Origin of the sequence: Massilia scottii, from assembly GCF_030846495.1 — a bacterium.
Classification (GTDB): domain Bacteria; phylum Pseudomonadota; class Gammaproteobacteria; order Burkholderiales; family Burkholderiaceae_D; genus Telluria_A; species Telluria_A violaceinigra.
In genome coordinates this window covers 277,933-299,218 of record NZ_JAVCWM010000008.1, presented here as the reverse complement: position 1 = coordinate 299,218, position 21,286 = coordinate 277,933, and the positions used below count along the sequence as shown (strand labels likewise).

At 62.6% G+C, this 21,286-nt stretch carries 22 protein-coding genes; 13 read left to right on the top strand and 9 right to left on the bottom strand.

Annotated elements, in window-relative coordinates; genetic code table 11:
* Positions 1 to 71: 71 nt before the first annotated feature.
* The 7 genes from RBA41_RS14145 to gltA all read left to right on the top strand — a co-directional run bounded on the left by RBA41_RS14145 (position 72) and on the right by gltA (position 6,223).
* Positions 72 to 869: a GntR family transcriptional regulator gene (locus RBA41_RS14145; protein WP_306624630.1), complete on the top strand. Its 798-nt coding sequence runs from the start codon at positions 72 to 74 to the stop codon at positions 867 to 869.
* Positions 870 to 1,108: 239 nt separating this feature from the next.
* On the top strand, positions 1,109 to 1,531 hold the full coding sequence (sdhC, locus tag RBA41_RS14140) for a succinate dehydrogenase, cytochrome b556 subunit (RefSeq protein ID WP_099876300.1): 423 nt from the start codon (positions 1,109 to 1,111) through the stop codon (positions 1,529 to 1,531).
* Positions 1,531 to 1,896, top strand: coding sequence for a succinate dehydrogenase, hydrophobic membrane anchor protein (gene sdhD / locus RBA41_RS14135; RefSeq protein WP_306624629.1), 366 nt, complete (start codon positions 1,531 to 1,533; stop codon positions 1,894 to 1,896). Before sdhC ends, sdhD begins: the two co-directional genes overlap by 1 nt.
* Positions 1,897 to 1,898: 2 nt before the next feature.
* Positions 1,899 to 3,677: a succinate dehydrogenase flavoprotein subunit gene (gene sdhA, locus RBA41_RS14130; protein WP_306624627.1), complete on the top strand. Its 1,779-nt coding sequence runs from the start codon at positions 1,899 to 1,901 to the stop codon at positions 3,675 to 3,677.
* A gap of 9 nt (positions 3,678 to 3,686) precedes the next feature.
* On the top strand, positions 3,687 to 4,397 hold the full coding sequence (locus tag RBA41_RS14125; RefSeq protein WP_099876306.1) for a succinate dehydrogenase iron-sulfur subunit: 711 nt from the start codon (positions 3,687 to 3,689) through the stop codon (positions 4,395 to 4,397).
* A gap of 175 nt (positions 4,398 to 4,572) precedes the next feature.
* A complete protein-coding gene (locus RBA41_RS14120; RefSeq protein ID WP_306624625.1) occupies positions 4,573 to 4,839 on the top strand; it encodes an FAD assembly factor SdhE in 267 nt (88 codons plus the stop codon).
* Between the two features lie 82 nt (positions 4,840 to 4,921).
* Complete coding sequence (gene gltA, locus RBA41_RS14115) at positions 4,922 to 6,223, top strand: citrate synthase (RefSeq protein ID WP_306624624.1); 1,302 nt, start codon at positions 4,922 to 4,924, stop codon at positions 6,221 to 6,223.
* A 66-nt stretch (positions 6,224 to 6,289) separates the two neighbouring features.
* On the opposite strand, the gene RBA41_RS14110 is transcribed toward gltA, so the two are convergent.
* Positions 6,290 to 7,678 (bottom strand): Atrophin-1 multi-domain protein, encoded by a 1,389-nt coding sequence (locus RBA41_RS14110; protein ID WP_306624623.1) that lies wholly within the window; start codon positions 7,676 to 7,678, stop codon positions 6,290 to 6,292.
* Positions 7,679 to 8,093: 415 nt separating this feature from the next.
* On the opposite strand from RBA41_RS14110, the gene RBA41_RS14105 reads away from it, so the two are divergent.
* The gene (locus tag RBA41_RS14105; RefSeq protein ID WP_306624622.1) at positions 8,094 to 8,591 is read left to right on the top strand and encodes a nuclear transport factor 2 family protein; all 498 of its coding nucleotides are present in this window, start codon (positions 8,094 to 8,096) and stop codon (positions 8,589 to 8,591) included.
* Positions 8,592 to 8,612: 21 nt separating this feature from the next.
* On the top strand, positions 8,613 to 9,593 hold the full coding sequence (gene gluQRS / locus RBA41_RS14100) for a tRNA glutamyl-Q(34) synthetase GluQRS (protein WP_306624620.1): 981 nt from the start codon (positions 8,613 to 8,615) through the stop codon (positions 9,591 to 9,593).
* 11 nt (positions 9,594 to 9,604) lie between these two features.
* Here the strand turns inward: gluQRS and RBA41_RS14095 are convergent, their stop codons facing one another.
* Both RBA41_RS14095 and RBA41_RS14090 read right to left on the bottom strand, forming a co-directional pair.
* Complete coding sequence (locus RBA41_RS14095) at positions 9,605 to 10,195, bottom strand: CHRD domain-containing protein (RefSeq protein ID WP_306624619.1); 591 nt, start codon at positions 10,193 to 10,195, stop codon at positions 9,605 to 9,607.
* 227 nt (positions 10,196 to 10,422) lie between these two features.
* Complete coding sequence (locus RBA41_RS14090; RefSeq protein ID WP_306624618.1) at positions 10,423 to 10,881, bottom strand: DUF421 domain-containing protein; 459 nt, start codon at positions 10,879 to 10,881, stop codon at positions 10,423 to 10,425.
* Positions 10,882 to 11,075: 194 nt separating this feature from the next.
* Between RBA41_RS14090 and RBA41_RS14085 the strand changes: the two genes are divergently transcribed.
* The 4 genes from RBA41_RS14085 (at position 11,076) to RBA41_RS14070 (ending at position 14,858) form a co-directional block, all read left to right on the top strand.
* Positions 11,076 to 11,621, top strand: a complete 546-nt coding sequence (locus RBA41_RS14085; RefSeq protein ID WP_306624617.1) for a PEP-CTERM sorting domain-containing protein — start codon at positions 11,076 to 11,078, stop codon at positions 11,619 to 11,621.
* Between the two features lie 112 nt (positions 11,622 to 11,733).
* The gene (locus tag RBA41_RS14080) at positions 11,734 to 12,696 is read left to right on the top strand and encodes a ribonuclease Z (RefSeq protein WP_306624616.1); all 963 of its coding nucleotides are present in this window, start codon (positions 11,734 to 11,736) and stop codon (positions 12,694 to 12,696) included.
* A 270-nt stretch (positions 12,697 to 12,966) separates the two neighbouring features.
* A complete protein-coding gene (locus tag RBA41_RS14075; RefSeq protein WP_306624615.1) occupies positions 12,967 to 13,650 on the top strand; it encodes a hypothetical protein in 684 nt (227 codons plus the stop codon).
* Positions 13,651 to 13,937: 287 nt separating this feature from the next.
* Positions 13,938 to 14,858 carry a hypothetical protein gene (locus RBA41_RS14070; RefSeq protein ID WP_306624614.1) on the top strand — a complete coding sequence of 307 codons (921 nt, stop codon included), beginning with the start codon at positions 13,938 to 13,940 and terminating at the stop codon, positions 14,856 to 14,858.
* A gap of 70 nt (positions 14,859 to 14,928) precedes the next feature.
* Here RBA41_RS14070 and RBA41_RS14065 read toward each other — a convergent pair whose 3' ends face one another.
* The 6 genes from RBA41_RS14065 to RBA41_RS14040 all read right to left on the bottom strand — a co-directional run bounded on the left by RBA41_RS14065 (position 14,929) and on the right by RBA41_RS14040 (position 21,281).
* Complete coding sequence (locus RBA41_RS14065; RefSeq protein WP_374709551.1) at positions 14,929 to 15,150, bottom strand: oxidoreductase-like domain-containing protein; 222 nt, start codon at positions 15,148 to 15,150, stop codon at positions 14,929 to 14,931.
* Between the two features lie 68 nt (positions 15,151 to 15,218).
* Complete coding sequence (locus tag RBA41_RS14060; protein WP_306624613.1) at positions 15,219 to 15,599, bottom strand: BlaI/MecI/CopY family transcriptional regulator; 381 nt, start codon at positions 15,597 to 15,599, stop codon at positions 15,219 to 15,221.
* A gap of 59 nt (positions 15,600 to 15,658) precedes the next feature.
* Entirely contained in the window at positions 15,659 to 16,339 is a 681-nt protein-coding gene (locus tag RBA41_RS14055; RefSeq protein ID WP_306624658.1) for a Fe2+-dependent dioxygenase, read from the bottom strand.
* Positions 16,340 to 16,431: 92 nt separating this feature from the next.
* The gene (locus RBA41_RS14050) at positions 16,432 to 18,723 is read right to left on the bottom strand and encodes a catecholate siderophore receptor Fiu (RefSeq protein WP_306624611.1); all 2,292 of its coding nucleotides are present in this window, start codon (positions 18,721 to 18,723) and stop codon (positions 16,432 to 16,434) included.
* Between the two features lie 204 nt (positions 18,724 to 18,927).
* The gene (locus RBA41_RS14045; protein WP_306624609.1) at positions 18,928 to 20,274 is read right to left on the bottom strand and encodes a sulfite reductase subunit alpha; all 1,347 of its coding nucleotides are present in this window, start codon (positions 20,272 to 20,274) and stop codon (positions 18,928 to 18,930) included.
* Positions 20,271 to 21,281, bottom strand: a complete 1,011-nt coding sequence (locus RBA41_RS14040; protein ID WP_306624608.1) for an FAD:protein FMN transferase — start codon at positions 21,279 to 21,281, stop codon at positions 20,271 to 20,273. The genes RBA41_RS14045 and RBA41_RS14040 overlap by 4 nt, the downstream gene beginning before the upstream one ends.
* Between the last annotated feature and the right edge of the window lie 5 nt (positions 21,282 to 21,286).

Genomic DNA, 21,286 nt, shown 5'->3' with positions numbered 1-21,286 from the left:
CTTATATAAGACACATAACCTCCGGCGATTGCACTGGACTGGCAAGCCCGTTTGTGTTGAAATCTCGGTCTATGAACCCAGTCCCGACCCCTCCGATCTTGCATGGTACAACGGCCAGCGGGACCGGCGCTTCCGCCGGCGCGTCGGGCAGTTCGCCGACCTTCAGTCCCCTCTATCAGCAGATCAAGGCGCTCATCACGCAGGGCCTGCAGGCGGGCGAGTGGAAACCCGGCGAAATGATCCCCAGCGAAGTCGAGCTGGCCGGCCGCTTCAAGGTCAGCCAGGGCACGGTGCGCAAGGCGATCGACGAACTGGCCGCCGAAAACCTGGTGCTGCGGCGCCAGGGCAAGGGCACCTTCGTGGCCACCCACCACGAGGCGCGCGCGCATTTCCGCTTCCTGCGCCTGATGCCCGACGAAGGCGTGCCGCACCATCCCGACAACAAGATCATCGAAGTCAAGCGCATGCGCGCGCCGGCCGAAGTGGCGCGCCTGCTGGATCTGAAGTCGGGCGACTCCGTAGTGTATATCAAGCGCGTGATGTCGTTCGACGGCACGCCGACAATTCTTGAAGAAATGTGGCTTCCCGGCCTCCTGTTCAAAGGACTGACCGCGGAACGCCTGGTCGAGTACAAGGGTCCAATGTACGGGCTGTTCGAGTCCGAGTTCGGCACCCGCATGATCCGTGCCAGCGAGAAAATCCGCGCGCTCGGGGCCGACGCCGGCGCCGCCCAGTTCCTCGGGGTGCTCGAAGGCACGCCGCTGCTGTGCGCGGAGCGCGTGTCGTTCACATACGGCGACAAGGCGGTCGAGCTGCGCCGCGGGCTGTACCTGACCACGCACCACCATTACCAGAATGACTTGTCGTAGTTTCAAGACAAGTGTTGCCGAACCGCGATTGACCCTCGATTCAGGGGTCGGCAGTGCGACGGTGCGGTGCACAAAATGCCCGTTCCGTTTAAAATGCATTGATCATAAGAAAGTAGCGGGCATCTGCCCATATTGTTGCTGAACTTGCCAATCCCAAGAGGAATATTGGTGCATTTCGGCAAAATGGGCGAAAATTGCGGGTTAATTACAATTTAGTTAGTCAAAGGGGAGGTACTGCCATGTCCGAAGCCGTGAAGGAAGTTCCAAAAAAAGAACGGCCCGAGATCCGTAACATTCATGTTACCGATTTGATGAATTACAATATGACGCCTGGCGCCTACGTGTCGATCCTGCACCGCATCAGCGGCGCGGCGATCTTCCTGATGCTGCCGTTCCTGCTGTACCTGTTCCAGAACAGCGTCCAGTCCGAAATATCGTTCGCATATTTCCAGGGCATCCTCTCGCATCCGCTGTCCAAGCTGGTCCTGCTGGGCCTGATCTGGGCCTATATGCACCACTTCTGCGCCGGTTTCCGCCACCTGTTCATGGACATGCACATGGGCATCGAGAAGGATTCCTCGCGCCATAGCGCTGTCAGCGTGCTGGTTGTCAGCCTGATCCTGACCGCACTGGCTGGTCTCAAACTGTTTGGAGTGTTTTGATGGCAAAGAATAATGTCGGACGTAACCGCCTCGTCGTCGGCGCCCATTACGGCCTGAAAGACTGGCTGGCCCAGCGCCTCACCGCGGTCGTGATGGCCGTGTACACCTTCACCTTGCTGATCTCCTTCCTGACTGGCAATAACTTCACGTATGAAGGCTGGGCTCAGCTGTTCTCGCAACAGTGGTTCAAGCTGTTCAGCCTGGTGACTTTCGCCGGCCTGTACTACCACGCCTGGGTCGGCATGCGCGACATCTGGATGGATTACATCAAACCGGTCGGCGTGCGCCTGACCCTGCAAGCGCTCACCATCCTGTGGCTGGTCGGCTGCGCAGCCTGGACTGTACAAATTCTCTGGAGCGTTTAATCGTGGCAGCAATCAAAAAAGCACTTCCTACCCGCCGTTTCGACGCGGTCATCATCGGCGCCGGCGGTTCGGGCATGCGCGCATCCCTGCAACTGGCTGAAGCCGGCCTGAACGTTGCCGTGCTGTCGAAAGTCTTCCCGACCCGTTCGCACACGGTCGCGGCCCAGGGCGGCATCGGCGCGTCCCTCGGCAATATGTCGGAAGATGACTGGTACTGGCATATGTTCGACACCGTCAAGGGTGGCGACTACCTGGGCGACCAGGATGCGATCGAATTCATGTGCCGCGAAGCACCGAAAGTCGTGTACGAACTGGAACACTTCGGCATGCCGTTCGACCGCAATCCGGATGGCACGATTTACCAGCGTCCGTTCGGCGGCCACACCGCCAACTTCGGGGAAAAGCCGGTCCAGCGCGCCTGCGCGGCGGCCGACCGTACCGGCCACGCGCTGCTGCACACGCTGTACCAGCGTAATGTGCGCGCGCGCACCCACTTCTTCGTGGAGTGGATGGCGATCGACATCATCCGCGACGCCGATGGCGATTGCGTGGGCGTCGTGGCGCTCGAAATGGAAACCGGCGAATGCATGATCCTGGAAGCGAAGACCACCATCTTCGCCACCGGCGGGGCAGGGCGCATCTTCGCCGCCTCGACCAATGCCTTCATTAACACCGGCGACGGCATGGGCATGGCCGCGCGCGCCGGCCTGCCGCTGCAAGACATGGAATTCTGGCAATTCCACCCGACCGGCGTGTCCGGCGCGGGCGTCCTGATTACCGAAGGGGTGCGCGGCGAAGGCGGCATCCTGATCAACAGCAATGGCGAACGCTTCATGGAGCGCTATGCGCCGACCCTGAAAGACCTGGCGCCGCGCGACTTCGTGTCGCGTTCGATGGACCAGGAAATCAAGGAAGGCCGCGGCTGCGGTCCGAACAAGGACCACGTGCTGCTGGACCTGCGCCACATCGGCGCCGACACCATCGCCAAGCGCCTGCCGTCGATTCTCGAAATCGGCCACAAGTTCGCCAACGTCGATGCCACCAAGGAACCGATTCCGGTCGTGCCGACGATTCACTACCAGATGGGCGGCATCCCGACCAACATCCACGGCCAGGTCGTCGCGCCAAAAGACGGCAACCCGGTCGCCGTGGTCAATGGCCTGTACGCCATCGGCGAATGCGCCTGCGTCTCGGTGCACGGCGCCAACCGCCTCGGCACCAATTCGCTGCTCGACCTGCTGGTGTTCGGCCGCGCGGCCGGCAACCACGTGGTGGCATCGAACCTGAAGCAAAAGGAAAACAAGCCTTTGCCGAAGGATGCGGCCGACTTCGCGCTCGATCGCATGAACCGCCTGGAAACCTCGACCGGTTCCGAAAAAGTGCAGGGCGTGGCCAACGACATCCGTTCCACCATGCAGAAATACTGCGGCGTATTCCGCACCGACGAGCTGCTCAACCAGGGCTACAAAGAGATCATGGTGCTCGACGAGCGTCGCAAGCACGTCTCGTTCAAGGACAAGTCGATGGTGTTCAACACCGCGCGCGTCGAAGCGCTGGAACTGGATAATCTCATTGAAACGGCGAAAGCGACCATCACATCGGCAGTGGCACGCAAGGAATCGCGCGGCGCGCACGCCCACAGCGACTTCCCGAACCGCGACGACGAAGTCTGGATGAAGCACACCTTGTTCTACTCGGAAGGCAACCGCCTCGAGTACAAGCCTGTGATCACCAAGCCGCTGACGGTCGATACCTTCAAGCCGAAACCACGTACTTTCTAAGGTCAGAACATGACACGCACCGTAAAACTGAAAATCTACCGCTACGATCCCGACCAGGATGCCAAGCCGTACATGCAAGACGTGACCGTCGAGCTGCAGGACACCGACAAGATGCTGCTCGACGCCCTGCAGCGCATCAAGTCGGACGTGGACGATTCGCTGGCCCTGCGCCGCTCCTGCCGTGAAGGCGTGTGCGGTTCGGACGCGATGAACATCAACGGCAAGAACGGCCTGGCCTGCACCACCAACCTGAACGAGCTGACCCAGCCGATCGTCCTGCGGCCGCTGGCCGGCCTGCCGGTGATCCGCGACCTGATCGTCGACATGACGCAATTTTTCAAGCAGTACGATTCGATCAAGCCCTACCTGGTGAACGAGTCGATCCCGCCTGAAAAAGAGCGCCTGCAGACCCCGACCGAGCGCGAAGAGCTCGACGGCCTGTACGAGTGCATCCTGTGCGCCTGCTGCTCGACCTCGTGCCCGTCGTTCTGGTGGAATCCGGACAAGTTCGTCGGTCCTGCCGGCTTGCTGCAAGCCTACCGTTTCATCGCCGACAGCCGCGACGAAGCCACCGGCGAGCGCCTGGACAACCTGGAAGACCCGTACCGCCTGTTCCGTTGCCACTCGATCATGAATTGCGTCGACGTTTGCCCGAAGGGTTTGAACCCGAACAAGGCGATCGGCAAGATCAAGGAATTGATGGTTCGCCGCGCTGTATAAGGCACCTCGGCGGGCGCGGCGCGGACCACCTTGTCCGCGTCGCGCCCGCTTGCCATCCGGCATGCTTTTGCATGCCTTCCGGTATGGTGTCTGCTTGTCAGTAATACAGTAAAAGTACCGTACTGCCGAAATCGGGCAGGCGGAGTATAGTGTTGACCCAACGACGGACTCTAGAGTGAATACGCACCAATCCGACCCGGCCAACCGCTCGCGACTGCGCTGGCGCAGCCGCCGGGGTTTGCTCGAAAACGACCTGATCCTCACGCGCTTCCTTGACGCGCATGAGGAAGGGTTGACCGATGAAGAAGTCGATGCGCTGACCCGGCTGCTCGATCTGGCGGACAATCCGCTGATGGACCTGATCCTGGCGCGCAAAGAGCCCGAAGGTGAAGTCGATTTGCCGCATGTGCGCGCCTTGCTGTCGCGCCTGCAGCAAGCGTGAACGTGGCAATAGCCCGTGGCGATAGCCCGACAAGTTTCGTAATTTTTATTTTGTAGACCTCACCTCCCAAGAAGGAAGTGCCATGAACATCTCTGATACCAAAGCCACCCTGTCGTTTTCCGATGGCAGCACGCCCATCGACATGCCGATTTACAAGGGCACCGTTGGCCCGGACGTCATCGACATCCGCAAGCTGTACGCCCAGACCGGCAAATTCACCTACGACCCGGGCTTCATGTCGACCGCCGCCTGCAACTCGACCATCACCTACATCGATGGCGACAAGGGCGAACTGCTGTACCGCGGTTACCCGATCGAGCAACTGGCCGTCAATTGCGACTTCCTGGAAACCTGCTACCTGCTGCTGAACGGCGAACTGCCGAACAAAGAAGAAAACCAGAAATTCAGCGACACCGTCACCAAGCACACCATGGTGCACGAGCAGATGCAATTCTTCTTCCGCGGCTTCCGCCGTGACGCGCACCCGATGTCGGTACTGGTTGGCACGGTCGGCGCGCTGGCCTCGTTCTACCACGACTCGCTCGACATCAACGACCCGCATCACCGCGAAGTATCGGCCATCCGCCTGATCGCCAAGATGCCGACCCTGGTCGCCATGTCGTACAAATACTCGATCGGCCAGCCGTTCGTGTACCCACGCAACGACCTGTCGTACAGCGCCAACTTCATGCGCATGATGTTCGGCAATCCGTGCGAAGAATACAAAGTCAACGAAGTGCTGGTGCGCGCACTCGACCGCATCCTGATCCTGCACGCGGACCACGAGCAGAACGCGTCGACCTCGACCGTTCGCCTGGCTGGTTCCTCGGGCGCCAACCCGTTCGCCTGTATCGCTGCCGGCATCGCCTGCCTGTGGGGCCCGGCGCACGGCGGTGCGAACGAAGCGGCGCTGAACATGCTCAAGGAAATCGGCACCGTCGACAAGATTCCTGAGTTCATCGCCAAGGTGAAAGACAAGAACTCCGGCGTCAAGCTGATGGGTTTCGGTCACCGCGTGTACAAGAACTTCGACCCGCGCGCCAAGCTGATGCGCGAAACCTGCCACGAAGTGCTGGAAGAACTGGGTCTGCAGGACGATCCGCTGTTCAAGCTGGCCATGGCGCTGGAAAAAATCGCGCTGGAAGACGAATACTTCGTGTCGCGCAAGCTGTACCCGAACGTCGACTTCTACTCGGGCATCGTGCAATCGGCGCTGGGCATTCCGGTGTCGCTGTTTACCGGTATCTTCGCGATGGCGCGCACCATCGGCTGGATCGCGCAATGGAACGAGATGATTTCCGATCCAGAGCAAAAGATCGGCCGTCCGCGCCAGCTGTTCGTCGGTTCGCCGACGCGCGACGTGAAGCCGATGGACAAACGCTGATCGAAGCGCGTTGCCATTAAAAAAAGCGAGCCGATGGCTCGCTTTTTTATTGCCCTGCCGGGCTGATTATTCGCCCGCCGGCAGTTCGATCAGGCGCGCTTTCAGGCTCGCTGGCCCGCCCACCGGCTTTTTGGCCGTGAAGAAGGCGGTGGCTTTATCGGGCCATTGCACCGTCTCGCTCTGGCCATTGCCCAGTTGTGCCGTCGTGGTTTTGACGGTGCCCACTTGCATCGTCATGCTCATGGTGGTGCCCCCCGTCGATTCGACAGACAGCTTGTAGCGCTTGGGCGCGGTGGGGTACTTGTTCGCGACCCGGCCGAGGCCCCAGTTCGAATAGTTAATCTGGGTCATCGGCCGCGTCGTGGTCGTGCCCCACACCAGCGACTGGCTGAAGGTGTCGTACACGCCTTGCGAGCCGACGCCATCGATCAGGGTCCAGGCGCCGCGCAGCGAGAGCAGGTTGACGCGCGATTCCGGCACGCGCGGGAGGCCATTGCCGTCGATGTGGCCGCTCTGTCCGAGCACCCGGCGCAGCCCCTTGCGTACCAGGTCGAGCTGCGCAGGCGGCGAGGCGGACCAGTCTGCGCCAATTTCCACATAGATCGCGAAGGGCGTGTTGTAGTTGCGGTCGACGACATAGGCACCGTATTTCATCAACGTCCTGGCGACCTTCAGCAGCCGCGCATCGGTGATCTTGCTCAGGTCGAAATCGGGCGGCAGCATGACGCGCGCGCCTTCGGGAATCCGGCCCGTGTTCGGCTTGTCCGGTATCGGGGTGTCGGCTGCCGTCGCCGGATAGGTGTAGCGGTCGGCCCCGGCCAGCAATCCCGTGAAATCGAGCGACATGGACAGGGCGTGCTCGAACAGGGGTTTTCCATCATTGGCCTCGGCGATGCGGATCATGCCGCCCGTCGGCGCGGGACCGGCCGCGCGCGCTCCCTGATAGTGATGGGCCGGGTCGCCCCAGCCAGTGCCGTTCAAGGGCGTCCATGACACCCTGGTCGCGGTCCACTTGCCTTCGGTGTTTTTCTTCAGGTTGGAAAACGAATAGATCCGGTTCAGGCCCGCATCGACGATATCGGCATGGCCATCGCTGCCTTTCGCGGGGACGGTGTTCGCCGGCCAATGGGGAATCGTGTAGGTCGGGGTCGACATCTCGGTGTCGGTATCGACCACGCCGCTCCTGCCGGCGACCGGGTAAATCAGCATCGGTGCGTCGCTGGCTTTCGCTTCGAAAATGCCGGATGAGTAATCGCCGCCTTGAATGGCCGGATTCCATGTGGTGGCCGGGATCACCCAGGTGTCGAATACCGGATTGACCGGATAGGAATTCCAGAGCGAATCGGCGGCAAAGGGTTTTTGGTAGGTGCCAAAAGGGACCGTGGGTACGGTCTGTGCGTACGCCTGCGTCACGGACGCCAGCGCCAGTGTTCCAACAGCTGCAAGTAATTTCATCTGAAAAATCCTCGGAATGGATACGGCATTGCATAAAAGCCGCAAGTGGAGCGGTAAGAATGGAAATGGAACGTCGTCAGTCTTGGCTGATGTTCATATCAGCGGATTTGACGATATCACATTATCCCGGAGGGAAAGTGCTTTAGCTTATTTTATCCGTGATAAACATTGGATATTCAGGAATTTACCCGGTTCTCATACATTCTAATTAATAATATTTCCCTTTTTTATTAATGGCATTAAAAAATATAATGTGTGCACCAGACTGATAATATGAATTGAATCGGGTTAATAATGGTTGTCATCTCGCTATGGCGATGGGCGTGGTCCGGCCGGCTGCGTCGGAGCGCGCCGGTGCCGGTCCGGGGCGTGTACAATCGCGTTTCATCCCGCCCATTGCTCCTGGAAAGTCAGAATGAAGAAAATACTGCTGGCCTGCATCCTGTCGATGTTCACCCTGGGCGCGTTTGCCCAGCCATCCGACCCCGCCGCACCCTATACGAAGCAGATCAACGCCTTTATCGACGAATGGCATGACGACGCCGCGCACGCGCGTCCGGCCTATTTCGACAAGATGGCGAAGCATGGGGTTTATATCGGGACCGACAAGACCGAGCTGTGGAACCGCGACCAGTTCAAGGCCTGGGCCAAACGTTTCTTCGACAAGGGTTCGGCGTGGTCTTTTAAATCCACCAAGCGTAATGTGTATATGTCGGCGGACAAGAACTTCATCTGGTTCGACGAACTGCTCGATACCCAGATGGGCGTGTGCCAGGCCAGCGGGGTTATGCGCAAGACGGACAAGGGATTCGAGATCGAGCATTATCAGCTCTCGATCGCCGTTCCCAATCCGGTGGCGGACAAGGTGACCAAAACGATCAAGGATTTTGAAGCCGCTCCATCCGTGAAATAACCCGCAGCGAAAAGCCAGCACGTGCTCAATCGACCTCACTATATCGGCCGCTTCGCGCCCTCGCCATCCGGTCCGCTGCACCAGGGATCGCTGGTGGCGGCCATGGCCAGCTATCTGGACGCCAAAGCCCATCATGGCCGCTGGCTGGTGCGGATCGAAGATGTGGACGAAGGCCGCAGCGTGCCGGGCGCCGCCGAGGCCATGCTGGCGCTCCTGCGGTCCCTGGGCATGGACTGGGATGGCGACGTGGTCTGGCAGAGCCAGCGCAAGCAGCTGTACCAGGCCGCTGCCGACAGACTCGGCGCACACGTCTATCCCTGCGGCTGCAACCGCCGCGAAATCGCCGATTCCCGCCTCGGCACCGCACCCGATGGTTCCGCCATCTACCCCGGCACCTGCCGTAACGGCTTGGCGCCAGGCAAGACCATGCGCAGTCTGCGCGTACGGGTGCCCGACATGCGGGTACCCGACGCGGCCGGGACGGCAGGCATCATCAGTCGTCCCGCCACCGCGACCAGCAGTCCCGCCATCCCGGCCGATGCCGGCCTGATTGCGTTCACCGACCGCGCCGCCGGTTACATGGCGCAGCATCTGGCAACCGAGTCAGGCGATTTCGTGCTCAAGCGCGCCGATGGCTTCTGGGCCTACCAGCTTGCCGTCGTTGTCGATGATGCGGAGCAGGGCGTTACCGACATCGTGCGCGGCGCAGACCTGATCGATTCGACGCCGCGCCAGATTTATCTGCAGCACCTGCTGGGCGTGCCTACTCCGCGCTATCTGCATGTGCCGGTCGTGCGTAATGCGGATGGCGAAAAGCTCTCCAAACAGACAGGCGCGCTGGCGGTAGCCCCCGACAATGAAGGCCAGGCCTTGCGCGCACTGCAGGCCGCCGCTGCATTCCTGCAACTGCCTGTCGCGCAGACGGACGCCATCAGCACGTTCTGGCAGGCGGCGATCCCCGCCTGGGCCAACCGTGTCGGATTGTCGTGCGCCCCCGGCTGAGCGGGCCGTGCTCAGCGCCGCTTCTTGCGCGCGATGAATCCCAGTACGCCCAACCCCAATGCCATCATCGCCCAGGAACCCGGTTCCGGCACCGCCACGATGAAGCCGCGGATTTCGCCGGCCGGAAACTGCGCGGAGTGGATATTGAAGTAAGCCTTGTTGGCGGCAAAGCCCTGGATCAGCGCGGCGCGCGCCTGTTCCACGGTCCCGCCACTGGCCTGCAGGAAGCCGGGGTTGAACGCGGAGGGATCGGCCAGGCTGAGCGTGGCGTTGAACACGCCTTGCCTGACATCCGTTGGAAAGCCGAACTGGTCAAGTTCGGGCGTTGCCGGTGGCGCGATGCCGCTCAGCAGATCGGCGGTGCAGCAATGGATGTGCGCCGTGGTGGTGGTGCCGCGCAGATTGAAGAAAGGAACGTTCATCGACAAGGTCATGGCAACGTCGTCGATGATGAAGGTGGCGATGCTGAATCCGGGCGACGCATTCGGCGGCGCCTCGCTCGCGCCGCTCATGGTGGCGCGGTAGGCGGTGACGTCGGCGAACGCCGGCGGTGCAATCAGCATGGCAAACACGATTGCCAGCGATGAGAGGATACGGTTCATGCATGTTCTCCTGAGGTGACGACACGAATGGCGGGTCAGGCGGTTCCAACGAGCACGGAACCGGCATTGACAACGTGAACACGCGAGGGGAGAGCATCAGCTGGGTTGGCTTTGGGAAGCACGAAGCGGGCGCTATCGACGCGGTACAGAGGTTCGACCTCGCCGCATCGATAAATACGCCCGGGATGTTCACTATTTTTTTTGTATCGGTCGTGGCGGCAACAGTGCTACTTTTTCTGGATGGTGATTTGCCCATCGGCTTCAAGAAACGCGCAGCGCATGTCCTTGATGTCGCAATCGGCGCAGCGCAAGGCCTGGTCGACCTCTTCGCGTGAAATCCGGCAGCGCTTCATCACCTTGTCGTACAGTTCGCCGTCGCGTCCCAGCAGCACGGCGCTGCCGTCGAGAATGTCGGACATTTTCTTGCTGTGCGATGACAGGAACGACATCGTCATATTCAGTCCGACCAGCACCGCCGCCACGATGAAGCCGCCGACCAGCGATTGATCGCCGCCGGTCAGTGAATTGGACACTGCCTCGCTCAGCAGCATTACCACCAGCAGGTCGAAGGGCGTGAACTGGCCCACCGTGCGGCGGCCGGAGACGCGCACCATCACCAGCAGGATCAGATACACGGCCGCGCCGCGCACGGCGAATTCCCACCAGGGATGGCTCATCTCGAACATCGCAATTTCCTTTCAGGGATGCAGCATGCGCGCTGCGAATTTTTATCATATTGTAAAGAAATGGGGGTAAACGTGGAGTTCCGCAGCGTGCGGTGTTTGTCCAGCCAGTCACAACAAAAGTTGTACATACAACTCATTTTTATGTTAATTTTATGTTGCAGGGAAATTATGAAAATAACTATAAGGAGACAGGAATGAAGTTGTTGTCAGTATTGTTGGGACTCGTTTTGATCGCCGATGCACGCGCCGATGCATCCTTGCTGGGGGACACGGTCGACGCCGGCATGTACCGCACCATCGACACCGGCAAAGGTGTCGGCCGGATCACCGGATTCGGCCTGGACAGCCCGTTTGTCGTCGAGAACGGCCTGGCCGATCAGAAAAACTATAGCGTGGCCTACACGCTCAATGTCGACGCCGACCGCTTCGTCATGGATTACAGGAACCCGTTTGCCTGGGGCGCGGGAATTGTCTTTCGCCTGACGGACCTGGACTTCAGCAACGGTGCGTCGCTGCAGTCGTTGATGGTCGACACCAATATGGTGGGTTACGGCCTGACTGTCGGCGCCGACTATGTTGAAATCAACCTGAGCGGCGTGAGCGGCACGCGCGATGCCTACTTCAGCGGCCAGTTCATTACCACGGCGGTTCCTGAACCGACCTCGATCGCGATGCTCTCGCTGGGGCTGGCGGTGGTCGGCTTCGGCGCACATCGCGCCCGCAAGGCCCGTCAAGCCTGACGCGAACTGCGCAGCTGTTCACGCCCGCCGTGCGGCCGCTGGCGCAAGGCGACCCGCTCGGGTCGCCAATAGCTGCGCTGGCGCCGCCGAATCGGCTGGCGCATAATGCGGCATGTTCAAACTGACCTTTCTCGGCACGTCCTCGGGCGTGCCCACCAAAAACCGCAATGTCACCGCGCTGGCGCTGCAGACCTCCCTGAACCGCGACTGGTGGCTGATCGACTGCGGCGAGGGCACCCAGCACCGCCTGCAGCACGTTCCCCTCACCGTGCACGACCTGGCCGGCATTTGCATCACCCACATCCATGGCGATCACAGCTACGGCTTGCCCGGTTTCCTGGCCAGCGCCGCCATGAACGGACGCAAGCGTCCGCTGATCCTCATCGCGCCGCTGGCCGTCAAGGCCTGGCTGGACGCGACCATGCTGCATACCGAGCTGTTCCTGCCATTTCCGCTGATTCATGTGGATGTCGCCGGCGAGCAGCAGGTGCACCAGGAACCGGGACTGACGATCGAGCGCCACCACCTGTCGCACCGGGCGCCGAGCGTCGGCTTTCGCTTCGCCGTCGAGACCGTCAAATGGAAGCTCGACAGCGCCGCCTTGCGCGCGCGCGGCGTGCCGTCCGGTCCGCTCTGGGGCAAGTTGCAGGCCGGGCACGATGTGACGCTCGATGACGGCACGACCTTGGCGGCCGCCGATTTCCGCGTGTCCGATGTCCAGCGCGCGGTGGCGGTGATTGGCGGCGACAACGATACCCCGGCGCTGCTCAGCGACGCCTGCGCGGATGCGCAAGTGCTGGTGCACGAGGCCACCTACACCGAGGCCATCCTGCAAAAGGTCGGACCGGGGCCGACCCATAGCTCCGTGCAGCGCGTGGCGCAGTTCGCCACCGAACGCGGCTTGCCGAATTTGATCCTGACCCATTTCAGCGCGCGCTACGACAATCCGGAAGGCATGGCGGAACTGGAAGCCGAGGCGCGCCAGCATTACGCGGGCAACCTGTTCCTGGCGCAAGACTTTGCCAGCTATGAACTCGATGCGGCCGGGATCGTGCGCAAGCTTCAAGCGGCCTGAATCACCAGCCGGTTGCGCCATGCCGCGCTACTCCGCATTGGGGTATGCGGGTACCGCTGGCGTTGATGTGCGTCAGATGTCTGCACAGCCGACTTGTCATCATCAAAAGCTCTTACTGCGGATTTCTGATGGTATTAACCCATGCGGCCCTTCGATTTCCTGATCCCAAAGCGTCCTGTTTTCTGCCATTTCTGCTTCGCGTAAGAATTGTCAGGGAACGGAGTGCGTATTTTTAAGGAGATCTGATGCGCAAGATCTGAGGAGCTATTTATGAATACCGCTGCGAGAACTCTTTACGAGGATAGGCTGGATACGCTGGCGAATGCCTATGCAAACGATGGCTATGCCGTTGTAAAACACCCTACGGCTGAGCAACTTCCGTTTGATCTGTTCGGGTATGTGCCAGACCTGCTTGCCATCAAGGGCGATTCCGGATTGATCGTGGAAGCGAGGACGAGCGCAGCCTGCACCTCGGTCGATCATTTTCGCGCAATTGCCCAGGAAATCGCCGAGCACCCCGGATGGCGATTCGTGCTGGTGACGGTCGATGATGCCGACGCTGCGAACCTGCCCGAGCGGGCAGGCGATCTCCCGACGTGGGCGCAGTTGATCGAGAAGTTGAACCAGGTTGACGTGCTGGTGGACGACGGCGCGCTGGAACCGGGCGTACTCTACTTGGGGAGTCTGTTCGAGGCAGCGCTGCGCAAGCGGGCCTTTGATCAACATATCCCGATTGAACGCTTTCCTCCGGCGATGCTTCTGGATCACATGTATTCGCAGGGCGAGGTATCGGTGAATGACATCGACTTTTTCCACGAACTGATGAATATCCGCAATCGGATCGCCCATGGGGCGAACACGACGCTCGACGCTGGCACGGCACGCAAACTGGCAGAAGCGGTAAGAAAGTTGGTAACCGAGGAATGGAATGAAACGCCGCCACGTCAGGGCTGAAAGTAACTGGCGCTCTGTCAAGAGCGGCGCATCCAGCGCGACGCTTGGGTAAGCGCAGCATCCACGCATCGGCAATTTCTGCCTCAAGTGAGCAACCCGGCAAACCCGGCGACTGCATAGGCAAAGCGGGCGGAAGCACGTATAGTTGAGATATCAATCATGTTCACTTTCCCGCTCCCATGAAAAAACGCTTGTCAGTTCTCCTGTTGACCTGTGCCAGTACGTGCGCAACGGCGGGTCCGGAAACGATCGTCGACTGTCGCGATCCTGACCACCCGGTTGCGAATATGCCCTGGCTGCCGGACGGAGCCAAGACCAACGCATGTCACCAGACGCTCATCGGTGCCGGACTCAATTCCAGCTACGACGTCGTTACCAACGGCGTTGCCGCGTGGCGCGACAGCTTGCTGGCCGCTGTGCGCGACCAGCATGCATCCGCGGCATTCCAGCCGCAGGGGTATCCGGCCGGCGACTGGCTCGAGCACGGCAGTACCGGCCAAGCGGGCGAACTGTGGTGGGGACGGACCGCGCGCTATCACGTGATCGCCGGCCAGGAGAGCTTCAAACGCCTGCAAAGGGAAATGCGGCTGCTGCCAGTGCGCGAGCAGATGGCGATGAGTGCCTGGGTCACCCAGCGCCTGATGGCGCAGGTCAGCAAGAAACCCATGCCGCGCCAGCCCGGCGACACGAAGTACATGATGTTCACCAAGCCGTCGATCAATTACCGCCAGTTCGGCGCCACCACGGCCACCTTCGAGGGTGGTTATGGCGGCGACGGACAGGTGCCGCCAGGCGAGGTGCAGGACGCCCGCATTTCGCTGCAAACGTCCCCGGTGGTCAGCGGTACGCTGACCTTCACGCTCAACGTGGACGGAAAGCGGCGCGCGTTCAGCGTTCCGCTGATGGTTACGCCCGAAACAGAATACCGGATTCATGCGGCGGCGCCCACGCTGGTCAACGGCGCGCCGGTCGAGTGCCGCAAACGCCCGCCGCCGAAGCAACCGATGGGCGACGCATGCGAGTTCGGCGTGGCCGTGCCGGCCAGCCAGTACGATCCGCCGCCGGAGCGCTACGATGCGCTCGGCGCCTTCTTCGGCGACCGTGCCGGCCTGGTGGGCGTGCGCTTTCGCCTGACCCTCAACATCAAGGAGCGCAACCGGAGGGAGACCGTGGTTACCGGCGCGATCGCCCTGCGCGCCGAACCATAGCGTGCCGCGCCAGCGGGTTGGCGTTGACACCCTGTCAGCGTCACCAGGCAGGCGGTCCTGAACGGCAGTGTTATTTGCTGGCCGCTGCAGCCGAATGTCGAGATTGCCAAGCTGCCATCTCGATCCTGTAGCGATCCATCGCATCGTCGTACAGATCGAATACGCAGGGCGTGCAGCCGCTGCGGCAGCAATCCTCCAGGCCGGGCTGGACCGGTGGCAGCGGAGCGGATTCTTGTCGGGAGGCTACCTTGGCAACCGTCGCGATGCCCTTGGGCGAAGACTTACGCGGCATACGCGACCAGTCTGTGCATCCTGGAAAACGACGCATCGCGCTTTCTGCCGATATTCATGCGCCCGTCCTCATTTTTCCTGATCGAGTATCGCCTGGATCTCAGCCCGTTCGCGCGCGCTCACATGGCCGCGCAACGCCGCCAGCACCAGATCCTTGCCCGAACCGGAAAACGCCTTGTGGATCAGTTCCTTGATCAGGCTGGTCTGGAGCGAATCCTGCGGCTGCGCCGGCGCGTACACATGCGCGCGGGCGCTTTCGTCGCGCGTGAGCAAGCCCTTGGTGTGCATCAGCTGGAGCAGGCGCAGCACGGTCGCGTACGCCATGTCGGGACGGCTGGCCACAGCCGCCTGGTGCACCTGTTTGGCGCTGGCCGGACCGAGTTGCCACAGCAGGCGCAGCATCTCCAGTTCCGATGCGGTGGGCTTGGGGGTGGCGGACGGCTCGGACATGGGGGAAGGTACTGGTGGGAATGCATCTAGAATAAATTATCTAGATGCGAAAGTCCAGTTCAGATCTCCGACCACATCCGCAGCAGGTTGTGATAATGCCCGGTCAGGCCGACCGTTTCCTCGGTATCGCCAAGGCGGGCGCGCAGGCGGCCGATGGTCTGGTCGAGTTCGAGCAGCATGGCGCGGCGGCCATCGTCGCGCACCATGCTTTGCACCCAGAAAAAGGAGCAGACCCGGCTGCCGCGCGTGACCGGCTCGACCTTGTGCACGCTGGACGAGGGGTAGACGATCATGTCGCCCGCCGGCAGCTTGACTTCATGCACGCCATAGGTATCGTTGATGATCAGTTCCCCGCCGTCGTACTCGTCCGGCTCGCACAGGAACAGGGTGCACGACAGGTCGGTGCGCAGCGGCAAGGTGCTGCCGGCAACGTTGCGCACGGCGCCGTCCACATGGGCGCCGTAGTATTCGCCGCCGGTGTAGCGGTTGAACAGCGGCGGCACGGTGCGCAGGGGCAGGGCGGCGGCGAAGTAGAGCGGATTGACGGCCAGGGCGGCGAGGATGATGCTGCCCAGTTGAGCGGCCACGGGACCGTTCTCGGGCAGTTGCTGGTTGTGCTTGACCTGCGCGCCCTGGGCTCCGACGGTGGCGCGGCCGTCGGTCCAGTCGGCGTTATCGAGCGCAACGCGCATGGTGGCAACCTGGTCGGGACTGAGCACGTGGGGAATATGGAGCATCATGGCAATAAAAAGTTGGCGCAGGAAGTGGAAAGTCAAACACCGTCATGTCCACCAGTGGCGGGCATGACGGTGTCGTCGACAATGCCGCGTGTTTAGAAGCGGAAGTTCGCCGTCAGACTCGCCGAACGCGGGGCGCCTGGCGTGTAGCGGTAGCCGCTCTTGTTGATCTGCGCAATGTACTCCTTGTCCGCCAGGTTGTACACGTTCAGCTGCAGGTCCAGGTTCTTGCTCACGCTGTACGACGCCATCGCATCGACCACCCAGTACGCATCGGCATAGGCCGGCGTGCCGACCGCGCCATCGGTGCCGCGCAGCAGCTTGCCGACATAACGCGCGCCGCCGCCCACTTTCAGGCCCATCGGCAGGGTGTACGAGGTCCACGAGGTGAACGCATCTTTCGGCGTGTAGTTCAGGCTATTGATCCCGCTGGCGGTCACGATCTTGCCGTTGCTCACTTCGGTATCCATGCGGGCATAGCCGGCGCTCACCAGCCAGTTGCGCGCCACTTCACCCGTGACGCCCAGCTCGATGCCTTTGACCTGCTTGCGGCCGGTCTGGTAGTACACCAGGTCCACTGGATCCTGCTCCAGCTCGTTCTTGACCGTGGTGCGGTACAGCGCCGCCGTGACCGACAGTTTTTGCTTGAGGAAATCCCACTTGGTGCCGATTTCGCTCGTGGTCGATTGCTGCGCATTGTATTTCGGGTTCGATGCGCTGTTGGCCGACGCCGACAAGGCCATGTTGGTGCCCGGCGGGTTCTTCGACGTCGCCAGCAGCGCGTACACGCTGCTGTTGGCCGTCGGCTTGTACAGCGCCGACACCTTGCCGTTGCCCACCGTGTCGCTCAGCTTGAGCGTGGTCGGCAGCAGGGTGCCCACCGGCAGCGCCGGATGAGCGGTGGCGGTCGACAGGCTGGTCGCGTTGTAGTTCACGTTGAAGTGGTCCATGCGGGCGCCCACGTTGAAAATCCACTTCTCGCCCAGCTTGATGGTGTCGAACAGGTACACGCTCTGGGTGTCGACCTTGGAGTTGGTGCTCACGCCATTGCGCACCAGGTTCAGGCCGCTGATCGGCGAAGCCGGATTGGGCGCGTACAGCGAGTCGACCGTCATCGTGCCCGCGCCAAGGTAGCCGTAGGTGCTCTGTTCTTCGCTGGTCAGCTCCAGCCCGCCCACGAAGGTGTGCTTCATGCCGCCCAGCTCCAGGCCCACCGTGGCCACGCTCTGGTTGGTGAGGATCGCGTTGGTCTGGTCCTTGACGGTGCGGTTGCCGCGCGTGATGGTCCAGCTGGCCGGATCGTTCGGGTTCGGCGTTTTCAGGTTGGCGCTGTTGCCCATGAACGCGGTCAGCAGGTAATCCTGCGACGTCTTGCCGTAGCGCGTCGTGTTCTGCAGCTTGACGTTCGGCGAGAAATCATGCTCGACCTTGACCGTGAACATGTCGGCCGTGACTTCGTCGTAGTCGGTCGTGGAACCGTAGAAGTTGCCCGGATCGACGCGCGGCGCGCTGGTCAGGAAGGTGCGCGCGTCCGGGCTCTTGTAGCCCGGCAGGCCGATGGTCGGCACGCCGCCGTTGGGCACGTTGTCCTGTTCCACATGCAGGTAGTTCAGGTAGGCGCGGGTCGGGCTGTTCAGGCCGAATGCGATCGAAGGCGCCAGCGCCCAGCGCTGGTCCTTGACGACATCGCGCCCCGCAACGCCACTATCCTGGGCCAGCGCTTTCAGGCGCAGGGCGATGCCTTTTTCGGCGCTCAGCACCTGGGCGTAATCGACCGTGGCGCGCTTTTGCTTGCCGCTGCCGGCGATCAGCGAGCCGGTCGTGCCGGACTCCATCACCGCCTGCTTGGTCACCATGTTGACCGAGCCGGTCGGCGACGCGCGTCCGGTGTCGGTGCCGGCCGGGCCCTTGAGCACGTCGAGCTGCTCGACGTTGAACACGTCGCGCGAAATCGAGCCGATGTCGCGCACGCCATCGACAAAAATGCTGGTCGACGAATCGAAGCCGCGCATGTAGATGCTGTCGCCGGTGGTCGTGTTGCCGTTTTCCCCGAGGAAGAAGGCGCCCACGCCGGGCGTGTTGCGCAGCGCTTCGGTCAGGGTCACCGCGCCTTGCTGCTGGATCAGTTCTTTTTTGATGACGGTGACCGATTGCGCGGTGTTGATCAGCAGTTCGGTGTATTTCGGCGACGCGGCACGCTCGGCCTTGAAGTCGTTGACGGTCTCGTCGCCGGTCTTGCTGACGACCTGGACTTCCGGCAGGGTGCGTGCCTGGGGGGCGTCGGCGGCAGCGTGGGCGGCCACCGGCACCAGCAGCGCGGCAAGCGCGACGCTCATGTGTTGATTGAAACGCGATTGCGCGTGCTTGCGGCTTTTGATCGGTGCCATCTGCTTCTCTTCTTCGACGTAGGGTGGGCGCCGGCGCGTCTTGAAAGCGCGCACCGGTGGGGCATAAATTGCCAACAACCTAGTCATTGTAGAAGAAAGGTAAAACTATGTAAATGAGAATCGTTATCAACAGAATTCTCATTCTTATTTGACGAGCCGAGTGACATTATGCGATACGCATATTTGCGGGCGTGAGAATCGGCATCAGTACACGTCACGCCGGTAGCGGCCGCTGTCGTCGAGCATGGCCAGTGTGTCGCCGCCGAGCACCGTTTCAAGGGTCGCGTGCACCGCCCCGGCCATGCCTTGCAGGCTGCCGCAGATGTAGATGGCCGCGCCCGCGTCCACCCACGCGCGCAGCTGCGCCGCTTGCGCGTCCAGCGCGTGCTGGACGTAGCGCGCGCCGCCGCCATCGCGCGAAAATGCCAGGCTGAGCGTGTCGAGCATGCCGGCCTGCCGCCATTGCGCGATATCGCCGGCGCAGAAGTGGTCATGCGCTTCATTGCGCTCGCCGAAGACCAGCCAGTTGCGCGACTCGCCCGCATCGGCGCGGCTTTTGAGGTGCGCGCGCAGGCCGGCGATGCCGGTGCCGTTGCCGATCAAAATCAGCGCTCGCCCGGCGTTCTCGCCGATGCGAAAGCGCTTGTGCTGGCGCACGCGCAGCAGTACCGCATCGCCTTCCTGTGCGTCGCGGCACAGCCAGCCGGAGGCCAGTCCCAGGCTGCCATCGTCGCGCACGTGCAAGCGCACCAGCAGCGACAGGCAGCCTTCGGCCATGGTCGAGGCAATCGAATACTCGCGCGGATAATCCGGCTCGCCCGGCGCGCTCACTTGTACCAGGTCGCCCGCTTCCCAGCCGGGCAAGTCGCCGGTGGCGGGCCGCAGGTCGATGCGGTACACCGGCGCGCCCGCGCTGCCCGGGTTGAGCAGGCGGCGCGCGGCGATGCGCCAGTCGCCGTACGCCGGCGCGCTCCAGTCGGGGGCGTCGCTGGTGCCCGCAAGGTGGCTCAGGTGATGCTGCCAGGCATCGATGGCGGCGGCACGCCCGCGGTCCACCTCCACCCGCTCGAACAGCGCCTGCGCGCCGCGCGCCTGCAAGGCGTCATCGAGGCGGCGTCCGAAGCCGCAGTAATTGGCGTAACTGCTGTCGCCCAGGGCCAGCACGGCGTAATGCAGCTGGCCGAGCGCAAGATCGCTCTGGTCGAGCAGGCGGCCCAGGCGCGCCGCGCTGTCGGGCGCGTCGCCCTCGCCATAGGTGCTGGCGATGAACAGGATGCGCGCGGCGCCGCGCAAGGTGGCGTCATCGAGATGCTCGACGCTGATCGCGCGCGCCGACAGGCCGCCCGTGCGCAGGGTCGCCACGGTATGCGCGGCCAGCGCTTCGCCGGTGCCGGTCTGGCTGGCGTAGGCCACCAGCCAGTCGGCGTTGCCGGCATCGACTTCCCGGTGCAGGCCGCGGCGCGCGCGCAGCAGCGCCAGGCACATGCCGGCGTAGGCTGCCACGGCGATTGCGGCGCCGCCCCAGCGCACCGGATCGATACTGATCATCATTGCAGCAGTTCCCGATAAGCGCTGGAGACGACTTCGCGCAGGCCGCCATCCTGGCGCAGCAGAAAGCGCGCGGCCAGGTGCCGGCTTTCGGCGAAGGCCAGGCCCTGGTCCGGGCCGAGCACCGACAGCGCGGTCGACAGCGCATCGGCCGCCATGCATTCGGCATGCAGCACGGTGACCGAGGCCACGTCGTTGCGGATCGGCGCGCCGGTGCGCGGGTCGAGCGTGTGCGAGGCGCGCCGGCCGCCATGCTCGAAGTAGCGCCGGTAGTCGCCCGAGGTGGCAATGGCCAGACCGTGCAGCGCCACCGTGGTCTGTCCCGCGCCGCCGCCGGCGTCCGGCACGCCTTCCAGCGCGACCCACCACGGCTGGCCGTCGGCCTTGGTGCCGGCGCCGCGCAGTTCGCCGCCGATTTCAACCAGATAGTGATGCAAGCCCTGCGCTTCCAGGCAGCGCGCCATCAGGTCGACCGCGTAACCCTTGGCTACCGACGACAGGTCGATCCGCACGCCGCCCGGCTGCAGCGCGCGCCGGCTGCCCGCGTCGAGCCGCAGGCGCTGGCGGTCGCCGCGCGCCACGATGGCCGCGCTGGCAGCCGGCAGCGGCGCGTAAAAGTTCGCTTCGTTGTAGCGCTGGCGGGCGCCGAAGCCCCAGGCGTCGACCAGCGCGCCGGCGCACGGATCGTAGGCGCCGCCGCTGGCCTCGGCCACCTCCAGCGCGTAGCTGAGCACTGTGAAAAATTCATCCGGCAGGCGATGCCAGTTGCCCGCCGGGGCGCTGTTAAAGCGGCTCAGGTTCGAGTCGCGTTCCCAGTGGCTCATTTGCGCCACCACCAGGTCGAGCTGACGCTGCAGGCCCTCCAGCAGGGCCGCACGGGCGCCGCCCGGGGCCATCACGCGCGCCGACCAGCTGGTGCCCATGGTGCTGCCGCCAAGCTCGTGCAGCGTGCTTGCGCGCGGCGGCAGGGCCGGCGCGATCGCGAGGGGGACGAGAACGCGGCGTCGCATCTGCT

What these genes read in the sequence shown, in the direction of transcription:
- RBA41_RS14060 (WP_306624613.1), bottom strand. Translation starts at nt 15,599, where the DNA reads ATGTCCGAGCCGTCCGCCACCCCCAAGCCCACCGCATCGGAACTGGAG.
- RBA41_RS14070 (WP_306624614.1), top strand. Translation starts at nt 13,938, where the DNA reads ATGCCCTGGCTGCCGGACGGAGCCAAGACCAACGCATGTCACCAGACG.
- RBA41_RS14085 (WP_306624617.1), top strand. Translation starts at nt 11,076, where the DNA reads ATGAAGTTGTTGTCAGTATTGTTGGGACTCGTTTTGATCGCCGATGCA.
- RBA41_RS14095 (WP_306624619.1), bottom strand. Translation starts at nt 10,195, where the DNA reads ATGAACCGTATCCTCTCATCGCTGGCAATCGTGTTTGCCATGCTGATT.
- RBA41_RS14050 (WP_306624611.1), bottom strand. Translation starts at nt 18,723, where the DNA reads ATGGCACCGATCAAAAGCCGCAAGCACGCGCAATCGCGTTTCAATCAA.
- RBA41_RS14080 (WP_306624616.1), top strand. Translation starts at nt 11,734, where the DNA reads ATGTTCAAACTGACCTTTCTCGGCACGTCCTCGGGCGTGCCCACCAAA.
- RBA41_RS14075 (WP_306624615.1), top strand. Translation starts at nt 12,967, where the DNA reads ATGAATACCGCTGCGAGAACTCTTTACGAGGATAGGCTGGATACGCTG.
- RBA41_RS14110 (WP_306624623.1), bottom strand. Translation starts at nt 7,678, where the DNA reads ATGAAATTACTTGCAGCTGTTGGAACACTGGCGCTGGCGTCCGTGACG.
- RBA41_RS14045 (WP_306624609.1), bottom strand. Translation starts at nt 20,274, where the DNA reads ATGATGATCAGTATCGATCCGGTGCGCTGGGGCGGCGCCGCAATCGCC.
- RBA41_RS14055 (WP_306624658.1), bottom strand. Translation starts at nt 16,339, where the DNA reads ATGATGCTCCATATTCCCCACGTGCTCAGTCCCGACCAGGTTGCCACC.
- sdhC (WP_099876300.1), top strand. Translation starts at nt 1,109, where the DNA reads ATGTCCGAAGCCGTGAAGGAAGTTCCAAAAAAAGAACGGCCCGAGATC.
- RBA41_RS14040 (WP_306624608.1), bottom strand. Translation starts at nt 21,281, where the DNA reads ATGCGACGCCGCGTTCTCGTCCCCCTCGCGATCGCGCCGGCCCTGCCG.
- sdhD (WP_306624629.1), top strand. Translation starts at nt 1,531, where the DNA reads ATGGCAAAGAATAATGTCGGACGTAACCGCCTCGTCGTCGGCGCCCAT.
- gltA (WP_306624624.1), top strand. Translation starts at nt 4,922, where the DNA reads ATGAACATCTCTGATACCAAAGCCACCCTGTCGTTTTCCGATGGCAGC.
- RBA41_RS14065 (WP_374709551.1), bottom strand. Translation starts at nt 15,150, where the DNA reads ATGCCGCGTAAGTCTTCGCCCAAGGGCATCGCGACGGTTGCCAAGGTA.
- RBA41_RS14105 (WP_306624622.1), top strand. Translation starts at nt 8,094, where the DNA reads ATGAAGAAAATACTGCTGGCCTGCATCCTGTCGATGTTCACCCTGGGC.
- RBA41_RS14125 (WP_099876306.1), top strand. Translation starts at nt 3,687, where the DNA reads ATGACACGCACCGTAAAACTGAAAATCTACCGCTACGATCCCGACCAG.
- RBA41_RS14090 (WP_306624618.1), bottom strand. Translation starts at nt 10,881, where the DNA reads ATGTTCGAGATGAGCCATCCCTGGTGGGAATTCGCCGTGCGCGGCGCG.
- RBA41_RS14145 (WP_306624630.1), top strand. Translation starts at nt 72, where the DNA reads ATGAACCCAGTCCCGACCCCTCCGATCTTGCATGGTACAACGGCCAGC.